Origin of the sequence: Sphingomonas sp. SRS2 (genome assembly GCF_000971055.1) — a bacterium.
Classification (GTDB): domain Bacteria; phylum Pseudomonadota; class Alphaproteobacteria; order Sphingomonadales; family Sphingomonadaceae; genus Rhizorhabdus.
The window spans coordinates 1-20,046 of the sequence record NZ_LARW01000123.1; the positions used below are offsets into that span (position 1 = coordinate 1).

Annotated in this window: 18 protein-coding genes; 5 read left to right on the forward strand and 13 right to left on the reverse strand. The window is 61.2% G+C overall.

Features of this window, described 5'->3' with window-relative positions; all coding sequences use genetic code 11:
* The 10 genes from WP12_RS19615 to WP12_RS19660 all read right to left on the reverse strand — a co-directional run.
* The coding region (locus tag WP12_RS19615) for an oligosaccharide flippase family protein (RefSeq protein WP_046195380.1) at positions 1 to 409 on the reverse strand (409 nt) is incomplete at its 3' end.
* Positions 406 to 1,887 (reverse strand): O-antigen ligase family protein, encoded by a 1,482-nt coding sequence (locus WP12_RS24360; RefSeq protein WP_084691254.1) that lies wholly within the window; start codon positions 1,885 to 1,887, stop codon positions 406 to 408. The genes WP12_RS19615 and WP12_RS24360, both read right to left, overlap by 4 nt.
* On the reverse strand, positions 1,887 to 3,305 hold the full coding sequence (locus WP12_RS19625) for a hypothetical protein (RefSeq protein ID WP_046195382.1): 1,419 nt from the start codon (positions 3,303 to 3,305) through the stop codon (positions 1,887 to 1,889). The genes WP12_RS24360 and WP12_RS19625 overlap by 1 nt, the downstream gene beginning before the upstream one ends.
* On the reverse strand, positions 3,302 to 4,042 hold the full coding sequence (locus WP12_RS19630) for an acylneuraminate cytidylyltransferase family protein (protein ID WP_046195383.1): 741 nt from the start codon (positions 4,040 to 4,042) through the stop codon (positions 3,302 to 3,304). The genes WP12_RS19625 and WP12_RS19630 overlap by 4 nt, the downstream gene beginning before the upstream one ends.
* Complete coding sequence (gene neuC, locus WP12_RS19635; protein ID WP_046195384.1) at positions 4,042 to 5,193, reverse strand: UDP-N-acetylglucosamine 2-epimerase; 1,152 nt, start codon at positions 5,191 to 5,193, stop codon at positions 4,042 to 4,044. Before neuC ends, WP12_RS19630 begins: the two co-directional genes overlap by 1 nt.
* A gap of 46 nt (positions 5,194 to 5,239) precedes the next feature.
* Complete coding sequence (locus WP12_RS19640; RefSeq protein ID WP_046195385.1) at positions 5,240 to 6,286, reverse strand: N-acetylneuraminate synthase family protein; 1,047 nt, start codon at positions 6,284 to 6,286, stop codon at positions 5,240 to 5,242.
* Positions 6,287 to 6,288: 2 nt separating this feature from the next.
* Complete coding sequence (locus tag WP12_RS19645; protein WP_152664090.1) at positions 6,289 to 7,542, reverse strand: hypothetical protein; 1,254 nt, start codon at positions 7,540 to 7,542, stop codon at positions 6,289 to 6,291.
* 21 nt (positions 7,543 to 7,563) lie between these two features.
* Positions 7,564 to 9,798, reverse strand: a complete 2,235-nt coding sequence (locus tag WP12_RS19650; RefSeq protein ID WP_084691255.1) for a GumC family protein — start codon at positions 9,796 to 9,798, stop codon at positions 7,564 to 7,566.
* The gene (locus WP12_RS19655; RefSeq protein ID WP_235399210.1) at positions 9,798 to 10,580 is read right to left on the reverse strand and encodes a polysaccharide biosynthesis/export family protein; all 783 of its coding nucleotides are present in this window, start codon (positions 10,578 to 10,580) and stop codon (positions 9,798 to 9,800) included. The genes WP12_RS19650 and WP12_RS19655 overlap by 1 nt, the downstream gene beginning before the upstream one ends.
* Positions 10,581 to 10,585: 5 nt before the next feature.
* Positions 10,586 to 11,974 (reverse strand): O-antigen ligase family protein, encoded by a 1,389-nt coding sequence (locus tag WP12_RS19660; RefSeq protein ID WP_052730512.1) that lies wholly within the window; start codon positions 11,972 to 11,974, stop codon positions 10,586 to 10,588.
* A gap of 490 nt (positions 11,975 to 12,464) precedes the next feature.
* Here WP12_RS19660 and WP12_RS19665 point away from each other — a divergent pair, with 490 nt between their 5' ends.
* On the forward strand, positions 12,465 to 13,745 hold the full coding sequence (locus WP12_RS19665; RefSeq protein ID WP_046195389.1) for a sugar transferase: 1,281 nt from the start codon (positions 12,465 to 12,467) through the stop codon (positions 13,743 to 13,745).
* Positions 13,746 to 13,878: 133 nt separating this feature from the next.
* Positions 13,879 to 14,637, forward strand: a complete 759-nt coding sequence (locus WP12_RS19670; protein WP_052730513.1) for a metallophosphoesterase family protein — start codon at positions 13,879 to 13,881, stop codon at positions 14,635 to 14,637.
* 212 nt (positions 14,638 to 14,849) lie between these two features.
* Here WP12_RS19670 and WP12_RS19675 read toward each other — a convergent pair whose 3' ends face one another.
* Complete coding sequence (locus WP12_RS19675; RefSeq protein ID WP_046195390.1) at positions 14,850 to 15,695, reverse strand: HpcH/HpaI aldolase/citrate lyase family protein; 846 nt, start codon at positions 15,693 to 15,695, stop codon at positions 14,850 to 14,852.
* 133 nt (positions 15,696 to 15,828) lie between these two features.
* Here WP12_RS19675 and WP12_RS19680 point away from each other — a divergent pair, with 133 nt between their 5' ends.
* The 3 genes from WP12_RS19680 to WP12_RS19690 all read left to right on the forward strand — a co-directional run bounded on the left by WP12_RS19680 (position 15,829) and on the right by WP12_RS19690 (position 18,841).
* Positions 15,829 to 16,671: an FAS1-like dehydratase domain-containing protein gene (locus tag WP12_RS19680; RefSeq protein WP_235399211.1), complete on the forward strand. Its 843-nt coding sequence runs from the start codon at positions 15,829 to 15,831 to the stop codon at positions 16,669 to 16,671.
* Positions 16,668 to 17,882: an acetyl-CoA C-acetyltransferase gene (locus WP12_RS19685; protein WP_200894560.1), complete on the forward strand. Its 1,215-nt coding sequence runs from the start codon at positions 16,668 to 16,670 to the stop codon at positions 17,880 to 17,882. Before WP12_RS19680 ends, WP12_RS19685 begins: the two co-directional genes overlap by 4 nt.
* A gap of 206 nt (positions 17,883 to 18,088) precedes the next feature.
* A complete protein-coding gene (locus tag WP12_RS19690; RefSeq protein ID WP_046195391.1) occupies positions 18,089 to 18,841 on the forward strand; it encodes a sulfite exporter TauE/SafE family protein in 753 nt (250 codons plus the stop codon).
* Here the strand turns inward: WP12_RS19690 and WP12_RS19695 are convergent.
* Together WP12_RS19695 and WP12_RS19700 are read right to left on the reverse strand one after the other, a co-directional pair.
* Complete coding sequence (locus WP12_RS19695; RefSeq protein ID WP_046195392.1) at positions 18,838 to 19,101, reverse strand: hypothetical protein; 264 nt, start codon at positions 19,099 to 19,101, stop codon at positions 18,838 to 18,840. The two genes, WP12_RS19690 and WP12_RS19695, sit on opposite strands and share 4 nt — an antisense overlap.
* Positions 19,102 to 19,239: 138 nt before the next feature.
* The gene (locus tag WP12_RS19700) at positions 19,240 to 19,965 is read right to left on the reverse strand and encodes a Crp/Fnr family transcriptional regulator (RefSeq protein ID WP_046195393.1); all 726 of its coding nucleotides are present in this window, start codon (positions 19,963 to 19,965) and stop codon (positions 19,240 to 19,242) included.
* Between the last annotated feature and the right edge of the window lie 81 nt (positions 19,966 to 20,046).

The following is a 20,046-nucleotide window of genomic DNA, read 5'->3' on the forward strand; positions in this document are numbered from 1 at the left end:
GTATATAAAGCGATATGTGCAAATTAAACATATACAATGGCAAATTATAAATTAAAATATCGTATGCCGACTTCTGATCGATATTAAAAAATTTAATGCTAAGGGCCGTAGATATTGGCGACGCTAAAATAGATAGCGCAAGGGTGCATAGGGAAAGGGATATGAGCGTGATGACCGGAAGATTCCTATAGGAATTCCCAGCTTCGTTCGCTGCGAAATATTGCGCAGCCTGGGTAAGCCCGAACGACAGGATCCGGGATGCGACGGCAATGGTCGCCATGATCGTGATCAGAAGGCCCAGTTCGGTCGGGCCCAACCAGCGGGCATTTATGACACTGACGAGAAAAGCGAGGACCGCCCCGACTATTCGATAGGCGCCGGAATGTATGGATTGCTTCCAGAAACTCATTTGCGGCGCAATCGCGTATACCGCCCGAGACCTTCCAGATATGCCACCATAAGAAACAGTAATACGATGGCGCTTGCATTTATCAACGTTGAACCATTGATGAAGAGTTCAACGCCCGTCGTATTCGCAAATATAAAAAACATGCTGAAACTGAACAGGAATCGATATCGGATCATTATAGGTTCAACCCGCGTAAGGATGAGATACACGATCCTGAAGATAAGTGCAGCATAGCCCAGGAAACCTATCACACCTCGCTCAACCAACACCGTTAGCACCTGATTGTGCATGCCGCTGAAACCGAACATGCCCCAAGTCGCCTCCCTGATGAGTTCGGGGGTCGCGCCGAGACCATGACCCATGATCGGAGCCATCGGAATGTAGGTCAGAGCATAGCCCCAGATGTCACCGCGACCGGTATCGGCAATTTCGGCCAAGTTGAAAACGAAGCCCGAACTGTCATTGCTTGCGATGTTGAGCCGGAGGAACCAGAAACCAGCGACCGAGTCATAGGTTTCTGGGAAAATCAGCGCAAACAATGCAAACGCGAGGGCAAGCGCGATTACCACGACCACCATCCTCACGCGTGCTCGCCCATTCGTGAACAAAATGCTGCCCAATAGCAAAGCCGCCGCGACCGCGAGCGCGCCACGCGAGAAGGAAATAACGAAAGTCGCAATGATCAGGCCATAGGCGACTGCCTGCCACCATATCTTCCAGCGCGGCACAGACTCCAGAAATAGAGGCCATATCAGCAGCACCAGCCCAATCACCGCATAGGAGCGTGCGCCAAACTGCAGCGCCGCCAGCGAATCTGTGTCTCTGAAGCTCAGCTCAAGAGGCATCAGCATCAGCGGCACGGCGCATTGCGCCAACACGGCAATGACCAGACAGTCTCGCATACGCGAACGCGTCATACCGCTCGCCTGAGCCTGTCGAGCAACATAGTGCACTACGACAGGATAATAGACATTTATAAATAATAATACAGAAACATTCGAAAGCTCAAAGCGATCATCAAGGCTTGCTACTATGAAGCTAGGAATATTACATAATATCCACAATATATATTCAATGCTTTGCTCACGACTGTAACGCAGTCCGGAAAAATGTAAAAGCAAAACACCAATGAATAGTGGAAGCAATTTGAAAAATATCGGATCAGGGTCGTAAATCAAGTAAAGTGATAGCTGATAAATGGGTAGCGCCGCTTCGACCAGGAGTACCCACAGGAGCATATTACCAAAGTCACGATAGAAGGTGGCGACCGTAGCGGAGGCTAACAGGACAAAAATTGCTGCCGTGCTGATCAAGGGATCGGGTGCGTCAGGGGAAAAAATGCGAATCAAAATCGTAATCGCTGTTGCCCCCACCAATAGGGCGAAAATGCGGGGCAAAAATGCGTATTTAAGCGAAAATCCGATACCATTGCCGTTAGTTGGCCCGGTCCCGGATTCAATGGCATTGCCTGCACGCATCAACCGACCTTTTCCGCCAGTGCGTTGCGGAAATCTGAAGCCGTGACTTGATCCCCGCCAACTATGCGTCCGATCTGCTCTACGATGAATGCGATGCTCCCGCTGGCAGGGCGATGGCAATAATATTCGAGCATCGAGTCCCGCGCGGCCCTCCCATCATCGGGATGGAGGAGGCATTCTTCCAAAGCAGATCGCAGTTGCGCTTTGGCTCGCACCATCCCGATTGTACCGGAAACATTGAGCGGGCGATAATGCGTATAATCATAATATCGCCGCACCGACCCGTAATAGTTCATGCGTTCGGGGACATCGTACGCAATATTGATCACCGGCCGCTGCGCAGCGAAGGCGTCCAGCGTCATCGTCGATGCGGTGGCTATGCAAAGTTCGCTGTGGCGCATCGTCGCCGCCAGTATCGCGATCTCGTCATCGGGAGGTGACCAATCGTAAAGGCTTTGCCCCGAACCCACCGAGGACGGAAATATCGTGACATTCCCTTCGGACAGGAGATGCGAATAGCGTTCTGCCCGATCCGCAGGATGGCATCGCACCAGCAAATGCACATCATGTCCGTCGTCGCTGCCCCTCAAGATCTCAAGGATGTCCGCTATAATCGCAGGGTCGCCGACTTCATGTCTTTCGCTGCATGTAGCGTACAGGATCACCCGACGAGACGGATCTATATCCAGCGATCGCAGGAAGGCTTCGCGAATGAAATGGGGCGGCTCAGGTTCACGATAGACGTCGAACTGAGGCACGCCCGCCAGCAGGACCCGGTTCGCCGGGATCGCCGGATAATAGGCCACGACCTCATCCTTCTGCTGCTGCCCCCATGCAAAGACCCAATCGGTCTTTTCCAAGATGCAACCCTTGGTTGAGAGATTATCCCAGCTGGGGATGATGGCGACCGCTGGCACACCCAGCCGTTGCAGGCTGCACTGCAGACGAATGTCGCGCGGGTCGAGTGGCGAGGCGTTCACGAACAGCGCGGGTCTGCGGCTCTCGTCAATCTGGACGCCTGGCTGGAACCGGCGCTCGATCGCCTCCAGCAAGCGAATCTGCCAGTGCCCGGCCAAAAGTCTGGCGAGGCGCCAAAGGACAGCGCGGGATCCCCGACCTATCGGTCCCGTCGCGCCCCCGATAAACTTGATCCGCGCCGTATTGAGGTCATGCGCCGCCTGTAGCGAGAGCTTCTTCAGACGACGGATCAGCGTCCAGACTGCACCCTCTCCTTCCGGAAGACTGACTATGCCCGCGACATCCCCCCGCTCGTAGAGCGTCTCGAAATAGCGGCGGAAATAGGAAGGGACCGCGACATGCACGTCGGCAAATGCGCCGAGTTCGCGCAGGATACCGGTGTGCTCGAAGTTGCGGATATGCCAGCCGGTGCTGATCGATATGAGGATAACGGGCTTCATGACAGCGGCAACCCGACGTCCTCTGCCAACCGCACCGCCTCCTCCCAATCCTCCGGCGAGTCCAGATTTACTGCGCGGTGCACCGTTTCGTAGGCGAGGCAGCGATTCCCATAGACCGAGCGGCCCTCAACCAGGGTTGCCCACCGGGTCACGTAAAACTGTCCGTTGCGGGTGTAGGCGGGCGGTATGTCTTGTCGCCGCGGAGCGATTGCGCCTTCGATCACTGGGGTCAGGGCCCCATCGACGACTTTCATTGCCCATTGCGGCGCGAAATGTGCGGGGATGCGTTCGACGCTAACGACCGAATCCGCCTGCGGATCGTCGCCCAGCATCCTGATAGCAGCCTCAACGTCCTGATCGCGCCGGAACGGCGCGGTAGGCTGCAGCAGGACGATCAGGTCCGGGGCCCAGCCGGCATCGGCCACCGCATGAATCGCGTGATCGAGCACGTCGAGCATCGGCGTTTCGTCGGCAGCGAGCGCGGCCGGGCGAAGGAAAGGCACCTCCGCTCCGAAACGTCGCCCGATATCCGCGATCTCTTCGCTGTCAGTGGTCAGGATGACTCTGTCAATCAGCTTGGTCCGTCTGGCGCAGCCGATAGCGTGCGCCAGAAGCGGAATGCCGTTCAACAGCCGGATATTCTTGCCCACTATCCCCTTGGAGCCCGCCCGCGCCGGTACGACTGCAAGAACGCGCGGCGGCCCCGTCCACGGATCGGATATCCGGCCAGCCGTCATCAAAAAGGCAGCATCTTGTGGAAGCGCAGCTCAACGCGGGCAAGGATGTCGGCGATCTGGGCGCCGGCGGTACCGTCGCCATAGATCAGGTCCTGCGCATGCCGCCCCTTGCCGCAATGGACCTCGATCGTCCGCAATATGTCGTCGCGGTCATAAGCCACATCCATCACATTCAGGCCCCGGTCCCGACCGACCTGGCGGTCGCCGATATTTATCGCGGGCACGCCGAGATAAGCGCACTCCCGGATCGCAACCGACGAATTGCCGACGATCGCGCGGCTGTTGCGCAGCAACCGTAGGAAATCCTGCGGTTCCATATTCTTGAAGAAATGGATATTTTCCGACCCAAATGCTTCGCGGAAGTAGCGTATTCCGCTGGAGGTGCCGTCGGATCCGGCATCGGTGTTCGGCCAGAAACACAGAGAGGGCAGGCCACAGGCGCGCACCGCGTGAAGCGTTTCCAAGATATGATCGCGCGCATGCGTGAAATCGGTCGTCACCGGATGCTGGAGGACCACCAGATAACCCGACGACAAATCGGGCGCCGCGCCCACGCCACCATATTTAGCATAAGGGTCGAAATCGAAGGCCGGATTTTCGAGTACATCGACCGCAAGATCGATCGAAGGACAGCCGGTCACAAAGACAGATGCGGCGTCCTCGCCAAGGCGGAGGACCCGCTCCGCCGCCTTGTCCGACGCCACGAGATGATAATCCGCCAGCTTGGTGATCGCGTGGCGGACCTTCTCATCGATGTTTCCGGTAATCTCGCCACCCTGCACATGGGCGAGCGGAATGTTCATGTAGGCGGCGGTCACCGCGGTGGCCATTGTCTCATAGCGGTCCGCGACGGTGACGACGATATCGGGCTTCAGATTGCCAAAAACCGTCGCCAGTTCGATCATACCCATGCCGGTCGTCTTGGCCATCAGCTCGGGCTTGTCACCCTCAAGCACCGTATAGGCACGCGCCGCGATCTCGAACCCGTCATGCTCGATCACGTCGACCGCACTGCCGTAGCGTGACAACAGCGCCGACGCGCTGACGATCAGCTGCAGCTCCAGATCGGGGTGGTTACGCACGGCCTCCAGCACGGTCTTGATCCGGGAATAGCTGGGCCTTGCGGTGACAACGACGGCAATCTTGCGCATATTTTCTCTGAACTGGAAGCAGCGAGGCAAAACGGAAAGCTGCGGCTCAGCCTTCCAGATGCGCCCAGCGAAGTTGCGAGCCGGCTTCAACTCCGACTTTCAGGGAACGACCGATTACCTCCCGATAGTCCGATACGGCAATCCCGTCGCCAGGCTTGCGGAAGGTGATGTCGTCCATGCTAAGGATATGACCGGCTGGCAAGTCTGCTTTTACGACGATGCTCTTCGTGAAAATCGCCCGTAGCGGTGCAAGGCGGGCCGCCTCCTGCGCTTTGTCGATCGGACTGTTGAGCGCGGTGCGTATCTGTCGACCACCATCGACCAGACGCCGTAATTCCTCGAAAGTAACCGACGCGGGCACATCCGGGCCGAACATGGCGGGATGGAAAGTAACGTGTACCTCAATCAGCGCCGCGCCCAGCGCGATCGCCGCAAGCCCCGCGTGACTCGTCGCCGAGTGATCCGAGAGGCCTACGGGGCAATCATAACGCTCCTGAAGTTGCTGCAGGACGTTCAGCCCCCACCGTTCCGGTGGACAAGGATAGGCGGTGGTGCACTGGAACATCGCGAGCGGCGCTCCATGACGCCGCACGACCGCCGCCGCCCTGTCCAGTTCCTCGAAGGGGCTCATGCCTGACGACAGCATCACCGGTTTGCCGGTCGCCGCCATTTGTTCGATCAGCGGCAGATTGGTCATCTCGCCCGACGCGACCTTCCACGCCGCCATGCCGAGACGATCGAGCATCTCAACCGCCTGGGACGAAAAAGCGGTGCTGAGGAAGACAAGTCCCCGCTCGGCAGCATGCGCAGCAAGATCGCGCCACGCCTGTTCGGGAAACTCCATCCGCTCCCAATAATCGTATCGGGATGCGTCGATACGGCTGAACTTGACGCGCCAAGGCTCGGCGGTTGTGGTCTCTTCGGCTGCGGTATGCGTCTGATATTTTATCGCATCGGCACCCGCGTCGGCAGCCGCATCGATGAAGCTATGCGCAATGTTGATATTACCATCATGCGACTGCGCAACCTCCGCGATGACGAAAGGGGCATGGCCACCCCCGATGTGCCGCCCCCCCAGCTCGATCGATAGCATCTTTATTCCCTACCTTCCGCGTTCGACACTTCGGGCGGGCGCGGTGCGTCAAGGACCGATCGGCCATCGGCCTGCACGACAATATCGCTGATCTCGGTTTCGGCGTCGACCTCGCTGCGTCCGCCGCCCGCCGTCAGCACGAACTCCTGCGCCGCGCAGCCGGCCGGGATGACGAAACGGGTTCGAAGCGCGCGGGGTTCGGCCTCGCCGGGCACCACGTCGGACCAGATCGACCCACCTTTCGCGCCGATGCATGAGATTTCCCACCGGGTCTCCGCGGCGGCCGCGCCGGTCATTGCCTCGAATCGCCGATCCAGCCGGTACGCCCCCGCAGGCAAAAGCATAAACCGACGTGCCACCGAACCCTGCCGGTCGCGCCCGACGCGGACCGAGAGTCCGCGCTCATCACGCACATAGGCTTCGAGCCCGGGCTGCGTGGACAATCTCCACCCGAAGGGCCCATATTGATCGCCAGCGGTCGTGGCCGTAACGCCAGACTCTCGCAACAACGCCGGTCCGCCGGGTACTGACAACAGGTAGGCGCGAGCGGCGGCAAAGTCCTTATCGCGCGCCAATGATGTCAGGATTGCCCCATCAATCCCGTCATAATCAGAGGTCTGCGGTAAGCCGCCGGCATCCCGGACCATTACCGAAACATATTTGCGGCCCTCGTCGTCGTCGAGCAGATAGCGGAGGAAATCGGGCATCCACGGCCGCTCTGCCGTCAGATAAACCGCCAAGCCTGTGCGCAGCTGCGGATCGAACATGGCGCTGGCAAGCGGCGCGAACAATAGATCGGCTGCCAGCTCATTGGTCGACAGCGCTTCGTCGAAGCGTGCCAGCGCCGCCGCCCCGTCACCTTGGCTGACGCTGTAGTCGATGAGCCATACCAGCGTACCCAGTTCACGGCGCGACACGCGATGGGCAAGCTTGAAAAGCCGCAAGGCCTGGGCAGGACGATTGGCCATAGCCTCTGCCGTCCCGACCTGACGAAGCGCCGCAGGCGTCAGCGGCTCCGACCGTAGCGCGGTGCGCGCCCGCTCCGCCATTGCGGCCGCGATCTGGGGGGTCAGCGTTCCGCCGGAGATCCGAATATCCTCGGCGAAAGCGATGGCGAAAGCGTCATTCGGCCGGAGCCGCAGGGCGTCATTCGGACGCGTCAACCGCCAGTTGCTCGCCAGCGCGTCCATCAGCGACCCGGCGGCCAGGATCAGGGCAAGGAGCAGGATCACTCCCTTCCCCCAGATCGATGCCATCAGTCGTTCCATGGGTACCGATCAGGCAGCCTGACCGTCGGCGCGTTCCCCGTAACCATAACCGTAGCCGTAGCCATAACCATAGCCATAGCCGTACGCGAGCTCGCTCGCCTTGAGCTTGGTGAGGACCGTCCCGAACACCGGCGTATTGCCCATTCTCAGCCGCGCGAGCGCAGCGCGGATGCCGCGAACAGCGGCGCCCTCCGCTTGAATGACAAGCACCGCGCCTTCAACCGCGCGTCCTAGTAGCGGGGCATCACTCAGCCCGAGAATCGGAGGAGCATCGATCACCACATGGTCGAACATGGTCTGGAGCTCGGCGACCAGCGCCTTTATCCTATCGCTGCTCAGCAATTCGGCGGCGCTGGGCGGCGTGGGTCCTGAAGTCAGTACAGACACGCCCTTATATTTGGTGGGGCGGATCAGCGCGCCGACATTGTCGTCACCCGCGAGAAGGTTACTAAGCCCTGCCGTGTTAGGCATTTCGATGAGGTGATGGACATCGGGCGACCGCATGTCGCCATCCATCAGCAGCACATTCTTCCCGGTTCGTCCGATGATCCGGGCGAGGGCGTAGGATGTCGTCGACTTACCCTCAGCGGGTCGCGTGCTGGTGACGATGAATGATCGCGGCAGGCCGTGATCGGTCGTGAACGCCAGATTCGACCTGATCGTGAAATAGGCTTCCGAGAAATAGGACTTCGGATCATCCATGCTCGCCACAACCTCGAGATCGGTCAGCGGAACATGGCCGAGCGTCGGCAGCTGGAAGAGCTGCTGAATCTGTCCCGGATGACTTACGCCTTCATCGATCTGCTCGAGCGCCAGGATAGCAATCACGGCCAGACCAAGGCCGACCACCAGCGCAAGCGCCATGTTCCTGGCCAGGCTCGGCGCCGACGGGCGATCCGGGATAGACGCCCGGTCGACGATCACGATATTGTTAACGCCGACCATACCGGCGACGCCGATCTCCTTATAGCGCTGCAGCAGCGCATCATAGAGCTCGCGATTGGTGTCCGCTTCGCGCTGGAAGATATTATATTGGATCGAGCTGCGCTGTTCGTCGTCGAGCCGCGCTTTCAATCCTCCGACCTGTCGCTTCAGATCGGCTTCGCGCCCGACGGCCTCCCGATAGGTCATCATCCGGCTGGATGCGACGCGCGACGTTTCACGCGCGATCGAATCATCGAGGGCCGTTATCTGACCGCGCAAAGCCTTCACAGCTGGATAATCCGGTTCGAAGCGAACGAGCATCTTGGCATATTCGGCCGCCGCTTCCGCACGCTTCTGGCGCAGTTGTGCTATGGTCGTATTGGCCAGCGCCTCGACGCTGTCCTCGCCGCCGCGACTGGTGCCGGCGCGGCTTTCTGCCGCAATGCGGTCCGCTGTCGCAATATTCAGCGCCGCGTTGAGAGCTTCAAGGTCGGTCGCAGCCATTGTGCGCTGAACCTGCGTCTTACCTTCGGCGTCCCGTGTAGTGCCGAGCGTGATGATGTTGTTTCGCGATGCGAAGCCGACGAGGTCGCGCTCCGACTGCTCCAGCCGCGTACGGAGGACGGCCAGCCTGCCTTCGAGAAAGGTCCGTGCGTCGGCGGTTGACGACAGCTGACGGTCCATGCTCGCACCGATAAACTGCTGCGTCCAGCTATTGGCGATCTGGGCTGACAGGACAGCCGATCGGCTCGTGTAGCTGACGTTAACGAGGCGCGAACGACGTACGGGCGCAATCTGTATATTGGCGAGCAACAATTTGGCGGCAAGCTTCTCGCGCTCCGCCTGCTGCGAAGCCGTCGGCGGCACCCGTCCTCCGGATCCAAAGATTTCCGGGTCGAGCGTAATGCCATGTGCTGCGAAGAACTCCTCGCGTCGTGCGAGGTTGAGCCCCTTGACTACGCGATCAGTAAGCGACTGCGAACGGAGCAGCGCATATTGGGTTTCGTAGAACTCTATATCGCGGTCGGCGGCATCGGATTCGAGCCCCTCGACATTAGTGACCTTCTTCTGTTCACGGCTAATCTCTATCTGCGCCTTCGCCGTATAGCGGGGCGCAGTCAGCAAAGTACTCAGCAGCCCGGCGGCCAGTGCGACGCCAATGATCCCGGCAATCAGCCATTTCCAGCGAAGAGACGTGTGCCAATATTGCTTGATTACCGGCGGCAGCGCATAGCTGTCGCTGTCGTAAGCGGCCGGAGTCCTATCGCCGAGCGACCGCGCAGCGGCCTGCTCGTTCTGCAGCTCTGATGTGCTAACCATTACCTGCCCAATCTGTCGATGCCGACGATGAGCGGCGTCGTGAATAGTGGCACGACCTGCAAGACATCCTTGAAGATGCGCCGCGCACGAGATTCTCCTACGACGACAACATCATTCGCGTAGACTTCCGGATCGCTATAGGCACCCAAACGGATTGCCTTCAAATCATATAGCGCCGCATATTGCTCGCCCTTGACCGTCCGGAAGATGACAATCTCATTGAGCTTCGAAAACTCATCGGTGCCGCCGGACAGCGCGATCGCGCGCAGCAATGTCAACCGTCCGACCACCGGATAAAGGCCGGGCTTTTTCACTTGCCCCTCAACGGTCACCACCTGGCTTACGGTTTCCTGAAGATTGACCGTGACCTGAGGATCCCGAACATAGCGGGACGCCAGTCGGTCGCGAAGGAGCGTCTCGATTTGCCCAGGGGTATTGCCCGCGACGGCGAGGACGCCCACCAGCGGGAAGGATATCCGGCCGCTGGCATCGACCTGCACCTTGCGATCGGACAGTTCCGTGATCCCGAACACATCGATAACCAGCTTGTCGAACGGGCCGACGATGTAGGGACGATCGGTTTCGATGAGATCGGACGCGCTCGGCGGCGGCAGCTCGGTGGCGTCAAGAACCTGAACATTCGGAGCACCGCCAAGCTTTGGAGGGCCGGCACAGCCCGCCATTACCATGGCGACCGCCACCAGAACCAGAACAACCCGCATTCCTGAACTTCCCCAACTAGCCGCAGCAGCCCGCAACTTTTCTAGTAAAAACAAAACCAATCGCTTCAAAGCTCTTTTTGGCCAGGAGCCTCATAATTCCCCGGCCTCGCCCACAGGATCGCCACCACGGCCAGGCAGGCGAGCGACGGCACCCGCAACGGGTAATCGACGAGGCTGGCCAGCAGAACCATCGCCACGATCCAGATTCCGGAACCGGCCAGCCGGTGCGTATCGCCTGCCAGCATACGAGTCCCGAACCATTGCCGGACCAGATGCGCGAACCCAACCAAAGCGGTCAGTAACAATAACAGCGCAGGGAGGCCACCAGTGATAGCTAACTCGATCAGGTCGTTGTGCGCGTGGCCGAACGTCTTCAGCGACAGCAGCTGTTCAGGTTCAGCAACAAGAAATACCGCCGGAAAGGAACCAAATCCCGAACCCGCAGGGAAATAGGTCAACACCATCGAGATCAATGGTGCGAGAGTCGCGATGCGGGCATCGGTTTCCATATGCTGCTCCAGCAACCTATCGATCGCATCCGCGCGGCCCAGCATTACTGTCAGAGCAACCAGAGCAAAGCCCAGTAAGGGTACCGCTACCATCCAGAAACCGCTTCTTAGCCGCGGTGAATCCTGACCATTTGGCACATTGCGGGTACATAAAAAGGGGATGCTCGATAGTCCCATAACCAACGCAACCAGCCCTGCTCGCGAGCCCGTCACCAAAATCAAAGGAATGAGGAAAACCCCGATCGAAATCGCGATGGCCGCTCGCAGTCTCAGGTCAGCGATCACTCCATGATCACGAGCCGTCCATGCCGCCAGCATCGGAACCATACAGGCTAATAATAAAGCTTGGTGATTCCGGTTGGCGAACAAACCGACCGCCGACCCGTAATTTGTATAGCGATACAGGTAGAATGGCCCGGTTACGGGACCGGCAATTTGAAATACGGCAACAACGGCACTGAGCGATCCCAAACCGATCAAGAGCAGCAGCAAAGCGGACCGTTCATGCCTATTGAGCCGAAGCCCGATTAGCAGCACCCCAATCGGGGCCATCAACGCGTAAAGTGAGTTCCATGTCGCGGAAGGGAGAAGACTAAGGGGCCTCCACACGTCTCCTAGCGCCGCCGCGCGATCGATTTGAAGGAGCAAGTTTCGCCCCGGCAAAACCGTCCACAGCACCGGCGGCAAGGGAATCAGCTGCGCAATGGATATGATGACTGTTGCCAAGCTCAGCGCAAGCAGAAAGGGCGCACGCTCAGTGCGGCCCGCCAGAAGCCCCCATAGGCCATAACCAAACATGATCGCGGAGACCGGACGCAGGATCACCAGTGATTCGATGTTGGCGCGCGATCCTCCACCGAGCAGGAAGACCAGGGTGATGAAAAGGCAGAGCGCCCAGAAGGGCCGACCATAACGCCCGATGATGGCGTGGAAAGAGGCCGACATGGGCACGCATATCCTTCGAACAACTGACATGTACTTTTCGTTCGCCGTGACAGACTTGGTATCCGGCGGCTGAGTTTGGTACAGTGCGACAACGAGAATGCAATCTGGCGCTGCCAGATCGGCTTGCCGCCGCGGACCAGCTTTCCAGGACTGCAGACTTGATAGTCACGCGCTTTACAGAGCGCTCGCCGATCATATGCCGAACAGGCACCCTACAAGAAAACGTTACATCCCAATCCCTTATAAGCTAGCACCCCGGGAGGCTCGGTTTTGCCCAGCGCCAATTAGGGGTTGATATAAGATTTCGAAATGGGCAACGCTACCGAAGGCGATCCAGTCGGCATCGCGGGGCGAACCATCTTACTCACATGCACCGATCCATCATATTTAATCGCTGCCGTTGTGTCTGGGATCACTCTGTCTTTAAGGGCGCTTCATTAATGGGCGATTGGCGAGGATCAGTCGCCCACAGGAAGACAAATCTGTGCTGATGAACCGGGAACGCCATATGCCCTTGGCTCAGGTCAGCGCATTAAACGCCTTGTCTGCGCAGTTTTTGATCGGTTTCGTACTCGCTGTTTTACTACCAGCCGTCGTGCGTTATGGCGGAATCAACCAGGCGATCGCGGTTGGCGGATTCCTGAACAGTTTCTTCGGCGCAACAATTGCGCTGGGGCTTGGCCTGGTAATGCTTCGCCGAGTGACAGCGTTTCCCGGCACACGCACGTTCGGTTATATATTACCGTCTTTCGCGGGATCCTTCGGCATCGTCCTCACGGGGATGCTTGCGCTTCGTGTCGATTATGGCAGCGTTTATCTGGCAGCTACTTTTGTGGCTTCTGTCATCATCGTTTTTCTTCTCAGCATTTACCTGCTTCCCCGTACACAGCGGCGCTTTTATCTGGTGCCCGGTTTTGATCTGCAGGGTCTCGACCTCCCGAGAGAAGTTGAATGGGTCCAGATGGAGAGGCCAGAGACGCCTCGAGATCCCGGCGCCTATATCGTAGCCGATTTCCGGCGCGATCATGAGCCCCATTGGGAAAGGATGCTTGCCGAAGCCGCAGTGCAGGGGCGCACGGTGCTCCATAGCAAGCAGCTACTCGAATCGCTGACAGGTCGAGTAACCATCGAGCATCTCTCCGAGAATAATTTTGGGTCGCTCCTGCCGAATCTCGCCTGGCGCAAAGCCAAGAGGGCAACGGACCTGTTGGCCGCCCTGATCCTCTTACCCCTTCTGCTGCCGCTATTTTTAACCATCGGCATCTGGATTCGGCTGGACTCACCTGGGCCAGCCCTCTTTCGGCAGATGCGTATGGGCGCCGGCGGCCGCCCTTTTCGCATAATCAAGTTTCGCACAATGCATCAACGCCTCGAGGCGGGCGAACCCGATGTATCGGCTGCGACGACCCTGACGGGTGACAGCCGTATCACGGGGGCAGGCCGTTGGCTCCGGCGCTCGCGGATCGATGAACTTCCCCAGATTTTCAATATCCTAGCGGGACAAATGAGCTGGATCGGTCCTCGACCGGAGGCGATTTCGCTATCGCAATGGTATGAGAACGAAATCCCCTTCTACCTTTACCGTCATATCGTGAGGCCGGGAATCACGGGCTGGGCGCAGGTCCATCAAGGTCATGTCACAGACCTCGACGCGATTAACTACAAACTCCAATATGACTTTTACTATATCAAAAACTTCTCTGTTTGGATCGATATTCTGGTTGCGATCAGAACTGTTAAAATTGCCATTACAGGCTTCGGTGCGAAATAGTCGTTATGCTTTTGTATAGTGCACCGGCAATAATCAGACGGCAGTGAACGGGACTGGCCGCATGGACGTCTCTTGCCTACCCAGGTCGAAGGGGCCAATAGAGCGCTGCCTCGATCCATGACGGACAATTTTAGTGGCGGTAACTGATTTTCTGACCTTCTGGCGTCGGCCGCGGCATTGTTTTGCGGTGCCGGAACAGCAGCGATGGTATGCGATCGGCGATATCCACGGTTGCTATGCCGAGCTCAACCGCCTGATAAAATCGATCGATGACGACGACACGCGGCGGGGGGCGGCCGATACGCGGCTGCTCTTCGTCGGTGACTATATCGACCGCGGGCCCGGGTCGCGTGAGGTGATCGAGCTCATGATGCGGCTCGATATCGGCCAGGAACGCGTGGTGTTCCTGATGGGCAACCACGAGGAGACCCTGTTGTCCGCGGCCGACGGCAATCGCCGCGCCGCCGCGCTGTTCCACAAGATGGGCGGGCGCGAAACCCTGCTGAGCTACGGCGTGCTGGCGCAGGATTACGACAATGCCGATCCCGCGGGCATCATCGACATGATCCGCGCCGCCATCCCGGCCGATCATCTACAATGGATGCGCAAATTGCGCCTCGTTCACGAAGTCGGAGACTATCTGTTCGTTCACGCCGGGGTCCGGCCGGGGATTGCATTGGACAGCCAGCTCCCGTCGGACCTCCGCTGGATCCGCAAGGAATTCCTCGAATCGCCCGTCAACCACGGGAGGATGATCGTGCACGGCCATTCGGTTTCGGAGCAGATCGACGAGCGCGCCAACCGGATCGGCATCGACACCGGCGCCTATGCGACCGGCAAGCTCACCGCGATCGGCCTCGAAGGGTCTGAGCGCTGGTTCCTGCAGAGCTAGGTTCCGACCGCAGGCGGTGACCTTCCCGCGCCCGCAGGACCGGCAGGGCTTTCCCGTATAGGAGCGCGGACAGCGTCAGCCCACCCCGGTCAGGCCCGCCGATCAACGCCTGGAAGACCTGGGAGAAACGTCAATTACCGCCCGGAGGCCTCATCGCTGCGGCCGGATGAGTCCTGCTCATGCTCGGCGGCGGAACGCGCCGAAGCGGCGCCTCAGTCCGCCGCCAATCCAGCGCGCGCCAGCAGCGCTTCGGCCTGCTTGAGATGCGGCCGGTCGATCATCCTGCCGTCGAGCTTGAGCGCCCCCGCCCCCGGATTGGCGGCGAACATCGCGATCACTGCCCTGGCATGGGCAACCTCCGCCTCGCTGGGGCTGAAGCCGGCGTTGATGATTGGTACCTGCGACGGGTGAATCGCCATCATGCCGGTAAAGCCGTCGCGCCGCCCGCGTGCGACATAGGCGGCCAGCCCCTCGCTATCGGCGATGTTGGGATAGACCGCCTCGATCGCCGCGACCCCGGCGGCGTGCGCGCCGAACAGGGTGAGCGCGCGGACCATCTCATAGGGCGCGGTATAGCTGCCATCGGGATTGCGCGAGGTCGCCGCGCCGATCGCGGCGGGCAGATCCTCCGCGCCCCAGGTCAGGCCCGCGAGCTGCTTGCCGACCTCGCCATAGCTGCCGAGGAAGAAAACCGCGGCGGCGGTCTCGCTGGCGATCGGCAGGACCGGCGGCAGCGATCCGCCCGCCATTTCGGCAAGCCTGCGCACCGATGCCGCGCCTTCCGCCTTGGGAAGCATCAGCCCGTCGGGGCCCGCGCCCAGCACCGCGTCGAGATCGGCGCGCGCATGATCGCCGTCGAGCGGATTGATCCGGACGAAACAGGGAATGTCGCGCGGCTCGCCGAGCCACTGCGCAATCGCCGCGCGTGCCGCGGGCTTGTTTTCGGGCGACACCGAATCCTCGAGATCGAGGATCAGCGCGTCGGCCCCGCTGGCGACGGCCTTGGGAAAGCGCTCGGGCCGATCGCCCGGCACGAAGAGGAGGGATCGCAGCTTCATGCCTCCCGCATCGCGCCTCACGGCGGCTGTGACAACCTCCCCGCCATGAAAAATTGATGGTGCGCAGCTAAATTTTTTGGTCCACGCGACATCGGCGCAGCCTTGGCTCATAAGGCGGCCACGGAGGTCTACGGTGGACATCGAGCATCTGAAAAGCTGGATCGGGCGCGAGGAGCGTGTCGCGGGAAGCGCCGCGCCCGAGCCGCTGGCCGGCCTCGCCGCGCTACTCGATCACGACGACGCATCGCCCTGGCAGGCCGGAGAGGTGCCGCCACTGGGCCACTGGCTCTACTTCCTGCCGCGCGCGCGGCAATCCGATATCGGCGAGGACGGCCACCCCCGCACCGGAGGTTTCCTGCCACCGGTGCCGCTGCCCCGGCGCATGTGGGCGGGCGGCGGCGTCACCTTCCACGCACCGATCATGATCGGCGAGCCGATCGAACGCGTCTCGACGATCGTCGACGTCGCCGCCAAATCGGGCGCGAGCGGAGACATGGTCTTCGTTACGGTCGGCCACCGGATCAGCATCCGAGCCGGCCTCGCGATCGAGGAACGGCAGGATATCGTCTATCGCGCGCCGGCGGACAGCAGCGCGGCCCCGCCGCCGCCCGCCGCCGCCAAAGCACCGGGCGAGACCGCCGAGCCTTATCACGCCGATCCGGTGCGGCTGTTCCGATATTCGGCGCTGACCTTCAACAGCCACCGCATTCATTACGACCGCGACTATGCGCGCCATGTCGAGGGCTATCCCGGCCTCGTCGTCCATGGCCCCTATCAGGCGACATTGCTGATCGACCTCTATCTACGCCGGCATCCCGGCGCGCGGGCGCGGTCGTTCGAGTTCCGCGCGCGCGCGCCGCTGTTCGACGGCGCGGACGCCACGCTCAACCTGACCGGCACCGCCCGCGCCGCCGAGGCCTGGACCGCCGGACCCGCCGGCGCGCCGGCAATGACCGCCACGATCGAAGGAGAATGACATTGCGCGAAACGGTGATCTGCGAACCGCTGCGGACCCCGGTGGGCCGCTTCGGCGGCGTCTTCAAGACATTGCACGCCCATGAGCTGGGCGCGGCGGTGGTGCGCGGGCTGATCGAGCGGACCGGCCTGCCGCCTGCCGAGGTCGAGGACATCATCTTCGCGCAATGCTATCCGACGATGGACGCGCCCGCGCTGGGCCGTGTCGTCGGGCTCGACGCCGGGCTGCCGATCGAAGCGGGCGGCATCCAGATCGACCGGCGCTGCGGATCGGGGCTGCAGGCGCTGATCTATGGCGTGATGCAGGTCGCCACCGGCGGATCGGACCTCGTCCTGACCGGCGGCGCGGAATCGATGAGCAATGCCCCCTTCTACTCGACGAAGATGCGCTGGGGCGTAAGCGGCCCGGCGATGAGCTTCGACGATGCGCTCGCGCGCGGGCGAGTGACGGCGGGCGGCTGCAACTTCCCCGTGCCCGGCGGCATGATCGAGACCGCCGAAAATCTGCGGCGCGATTATGGCATCCCGCGCGCCGAACAAGACGCCTTCTCGGCCGAATCGCACCGCCGTGCGGTCGCGGCACAGGATAGCGGCGTGTTCGCCGAGGAGATCGTCCCCGTCGAGGTCAAGGGCAAGAAGGAGACCGTGACCGTCGCGCTCGACGAGCATCCCCGCCGGGGCGTCACCGCCGAAAGCCTGGGCACGCTCCGCCCTCTCACCGCGAAGGACCCCGAATCGACCGTTACCGCCGGCAACGCGAGCGGCCAGAATGACGGCGCTTCGGTCGCCATCGTGACAACGCGCGAGAAGGCCGAGGCGCTGGGGCTGCGCCCTTATGCGCGGCTGGTGTCGTGGGCGGTCGCGGGGGTCCCGCCGAAGACGATGGGGATCGGGCCGGTGCCCGCGGTCGCGAAGACGCTCGACCGCGCCGGGCTGACGATGGCCGATATCGACCTGATCGAACTCAACGAGGCCTTTGCAGCACAAGTGATCGCCTGCACCCGCGAATGGGGTTTCGGGATCGACGACTTCAAGCGCATGAACGTCCATGGCTCGGGCATTTCGCTTGGCCATCCGGTCGGCGCAACCGGCGGACGCATCCTCGCCACCCTGCTGCGCGAAATGCAGCGCCGCGAGGCGCGCTACGGTATCGAGACGATGTGCATCGGCGGCGGCCAGGGCCTGGCCGCATTGTTCGAGCGGGTTGGCTAGACGGTTTAAGCTTCGCTGACTCGGCGGTGATCCACATCGATGGATCACAGGTCAGCCATTAGCAGCCGCCATCAGCGCATGGCCGGCACCCTTGCCATCACCCTCCGCACCGGGCTGTTCAAGCGGCGGTGGACCGCGCATGGGCGAGTGTCGCCATCGAAGTGGCGGCCAGTAAATGCGCGTCCTTATGACTAAGAGGAAATATCATGGAGGAAGCCCTGATCATCGCCGCCGCAGGGCTTGTCGCCGGTGTGATGAACGCGCTGGCTGGCGGCGGCTCCTTCGTCACCCTTCCGGTGCTGCTCGCCACCGGCACGCCATCGATCGCCGCGAATGCGACGAGCACGGTTGCGCTGTGGCCGGGCGGCCTGGCCAGCGCGATCGTCTATCGCGACGGATTAAGGCCTATCGCCGGAATCAGCGTGCGGACGATGCTGGCGGTCACGATCGTCGGCGGCGCAATCGGTGCGGGGCTGCTTCTCTACACGCCCGAACGGCTGTTCGACCGGCTGCTGCCCTGGCTGGCGCTGTGCGCGACGCTCGCCCTGGCCCTCGCCCCCCGGATCGGGCCATGGATGCAGGCCAGGCTGGGGCCGCGCGGCAGGCCGCTGATCCTCGCCGGGCAAATGCTGCTGGGCATCTATGGGGGCTATTATGGCGGCGCTGTCGGGCTCATGATGACCGCGCTGTGGAGCCTGATCGACGGATCGGGCATCAAGGCGCTCGCCGCGGCGCGCGTCGTCATGGGCTGCGCCGCGAACGCCGCCGCGATAGCCTGCTTCGCGCTGGCGGGCATCGTTCAGTGGAACACCGCCCTCCTGCTGGGCGGCGGGGCGCTTGCCGGCGGCTATGCGGGGGCGCGGCTGGGACGGAAGCTGCCGCCGGCGGTCATTCGCCATGCGACGCTGGTGCTATGCGTCGCGATCACGCTGGGCTTCTTCGCCCGCGCTTATCGCTAGAGATCGAGCGCCGTCACCACGATCTCAAGCGCGCCATCGCGCTCCGCGAAATGCCCCTTTTCAACCAGCCGTTGCGCGGCGTCGATAATCTGGGGCTGCTTCTTGTCCAGCATGGCCGCGAGCGATCTGCCGCCACCACGTTCGGCCAGTTTGAAGACAGCGCCGTTGTCGAGTTCGATCAACGCCCGCCGGCCGTCGATCGAGGCGTGGAAGCAGCGGCGAGAGGAGTCCGCATGAGGTGGACCGAGCGTGATTGGCATGCAAATCCAGTCGGCTGCGAGCCTATCAGACCGGACCAGCTCTCCGCGCAGCACGATCTGCTTAAGTCAGTTTTTCCGATGGCGTTATGATCTGGATCAAGCGCGAAATTTTCCTCTTATGATGCCGCAATGGCGGGATCAGCCGTTCCGCGCGGCGCTATCGTCGAGATAGAGATAAGCGTCGTCGAACTGGCCCCGGCGGGCCAGGAGATCGGACCGGATCATCTCCACGACCGACTGGCGATAGGTGCAAAGGCCATCCTCGCGCAGCTGCCGCAATATCCGGTTCATATGGACGCTGGTGACGCCGCAGATCTCGGCCAGGTCGGTCTGCGTCAGGTCGAGTGCGAAGCGGCGGCCATCGCTCATCCCCACCGCGCGCAGCCGGGCGTCGGTCTCGCACAGGAAGTGCGCGACGCGGCCCGTCGCGTCTAGCCGCCCCAACCGGAACAGCCATGCGCGGTGCATCGCGGCGTCGAGCAGGGTCGAGAACCAGAGCTTGCGGCCAAGCTCCGGCTGGGCGACGAGCGGCCGGATCCGGTCGTGCGGCACGATCGCGATCCGCGCCTCCGTCAGCGAGGCGATATCATGATCGAGCGGGTTCAGCACATAGCTGTGAAGATCGATGAAGTCGCCGGGCAGGTGCAGGCCGACAAGCTGACGCACTCCGTCGCGATCGACGATGTAGCGGCACATCATGCCTTCGATAATGAGCACGCTGTGCCGGAGCGGCTTGCCGGCTTCGATCAACACTGTTCGAGCTGGAACGACGCGCACCTCGCTCACCGCCTGCTCGATGGCGGAGCGTTCGTCGTCGTTCAGTTTTATGCCTTGCCGTCCCTGTAGGAATTTATCGGTTATCATTCGCAGGCGTCGCAACCCCCAGACGCAACGCCGTGTGGCGTCGCTTACACGAAGCTCGATTCTCTAATCGCGAAATTTTCG

Excerpts from the sequence above, each read along its gene's own strand:
- WP12_RS24360 (WP_084691254.1), bottom strand. The coding sequence starts at position 1,887 with ATGCGTGCAGGCAATGCCATTGAATCCGGGACCGGGCCAACTAACGGC.
- WP12_RS19625 (WP_046195382.1), bottom strand. The coding sequence starts at position 3,305 with ATGAAGCCCGTTATCCTCATATCGATCAGCACCGGCTGGCATATCCGC.
- WP12_RS19630 (WP_046195383.1), bottom strand. The coding sequence starts at position 4,042 with ATGACGGCTGGCCGGATATCCGATCCGTGGACGGGGCCGCCGCGCGTT.
- neuC (WP_046195384.1), bottom strand. The coding sequence starts at position 5,193 with ATGCGCAAGATTGCCGTCGTTGTCACCGCAAGGCCCAGCTATTCCCGG.
- WP12_RS19640 (WP_046195385.1), bottom strand. The coding sequence starts at position 6,286 with ATGCTATCGATCGAGCTGGGGGGGCGGCACATCGGGGGTGGCCATGCC.
- WP12_RS19645 (WP_152664090.1), bottom strand. The coding sequence starts at position 7,542 with ATGGCATCGATCTGGGGGAAGGGAGTGATCCTGCTCCTTGCCCTGATC.
- WP12_RS19650 (WP_084691255.1), bottom strand. The coding sequence starts at position 9,798 with ATGGTTAGCACATCAGAGCTGCAGAACGAGCAGGCCGCTGCGCGGTCG.
- WP12_RS19660 (WP_052730512.1), bottom strand. The coding sequence starts at position 11,974 with ATGTCGGCCTCTTTCCACGCCATCATCGGGCGTTATGGTCGGCCCTTC.
- WP12_RS19665 (WP_046195389.1), top strand. The coding sequence starts at position 12,465 with ATGAACCGGGAACGCCATATGCCCTTGGCTCAGGTCAGCGCATTAAAC.
- WP12_RS19675 (WP_046195390.1), bottom strand. The coding sequence starts at position 15,695 with ATGAAGCTGCGATCCCTCCTCTTCGTGCCGGGCGATCGGCCCGAGCGC.
- WP12_RS19685 (WP_200894560.1), top strand. The coding sequence starts at position 16,668 with ATGACATTGCGCGAAACGGTGATCTGCGAACCGCTGCGGACCCCGGTG.
- WP12_RS19690 (WP_046195391.1), top strand. The coding sequence starts at position 18,089 with ATGGAGGAAGCCCTGATCATCGCCGCCGCAGGGCTTGTCGCCGGTGTG.
- WP12_RS19695 (WP_046195392.1), bottom strand. The coding sequence starts at position 19,101 with ATGCCAATCACGCTCGGTCCACCTCATGCGGACTCCTCTCGCCGCTGC.
- WP12_RS19700 (WP_046195393.1), bottom strand. The coding sequence starts at position 19,965 with ATGATAACCGATAAATTCCTACAGGGACGGCAAGGCATAAAACTGAAC.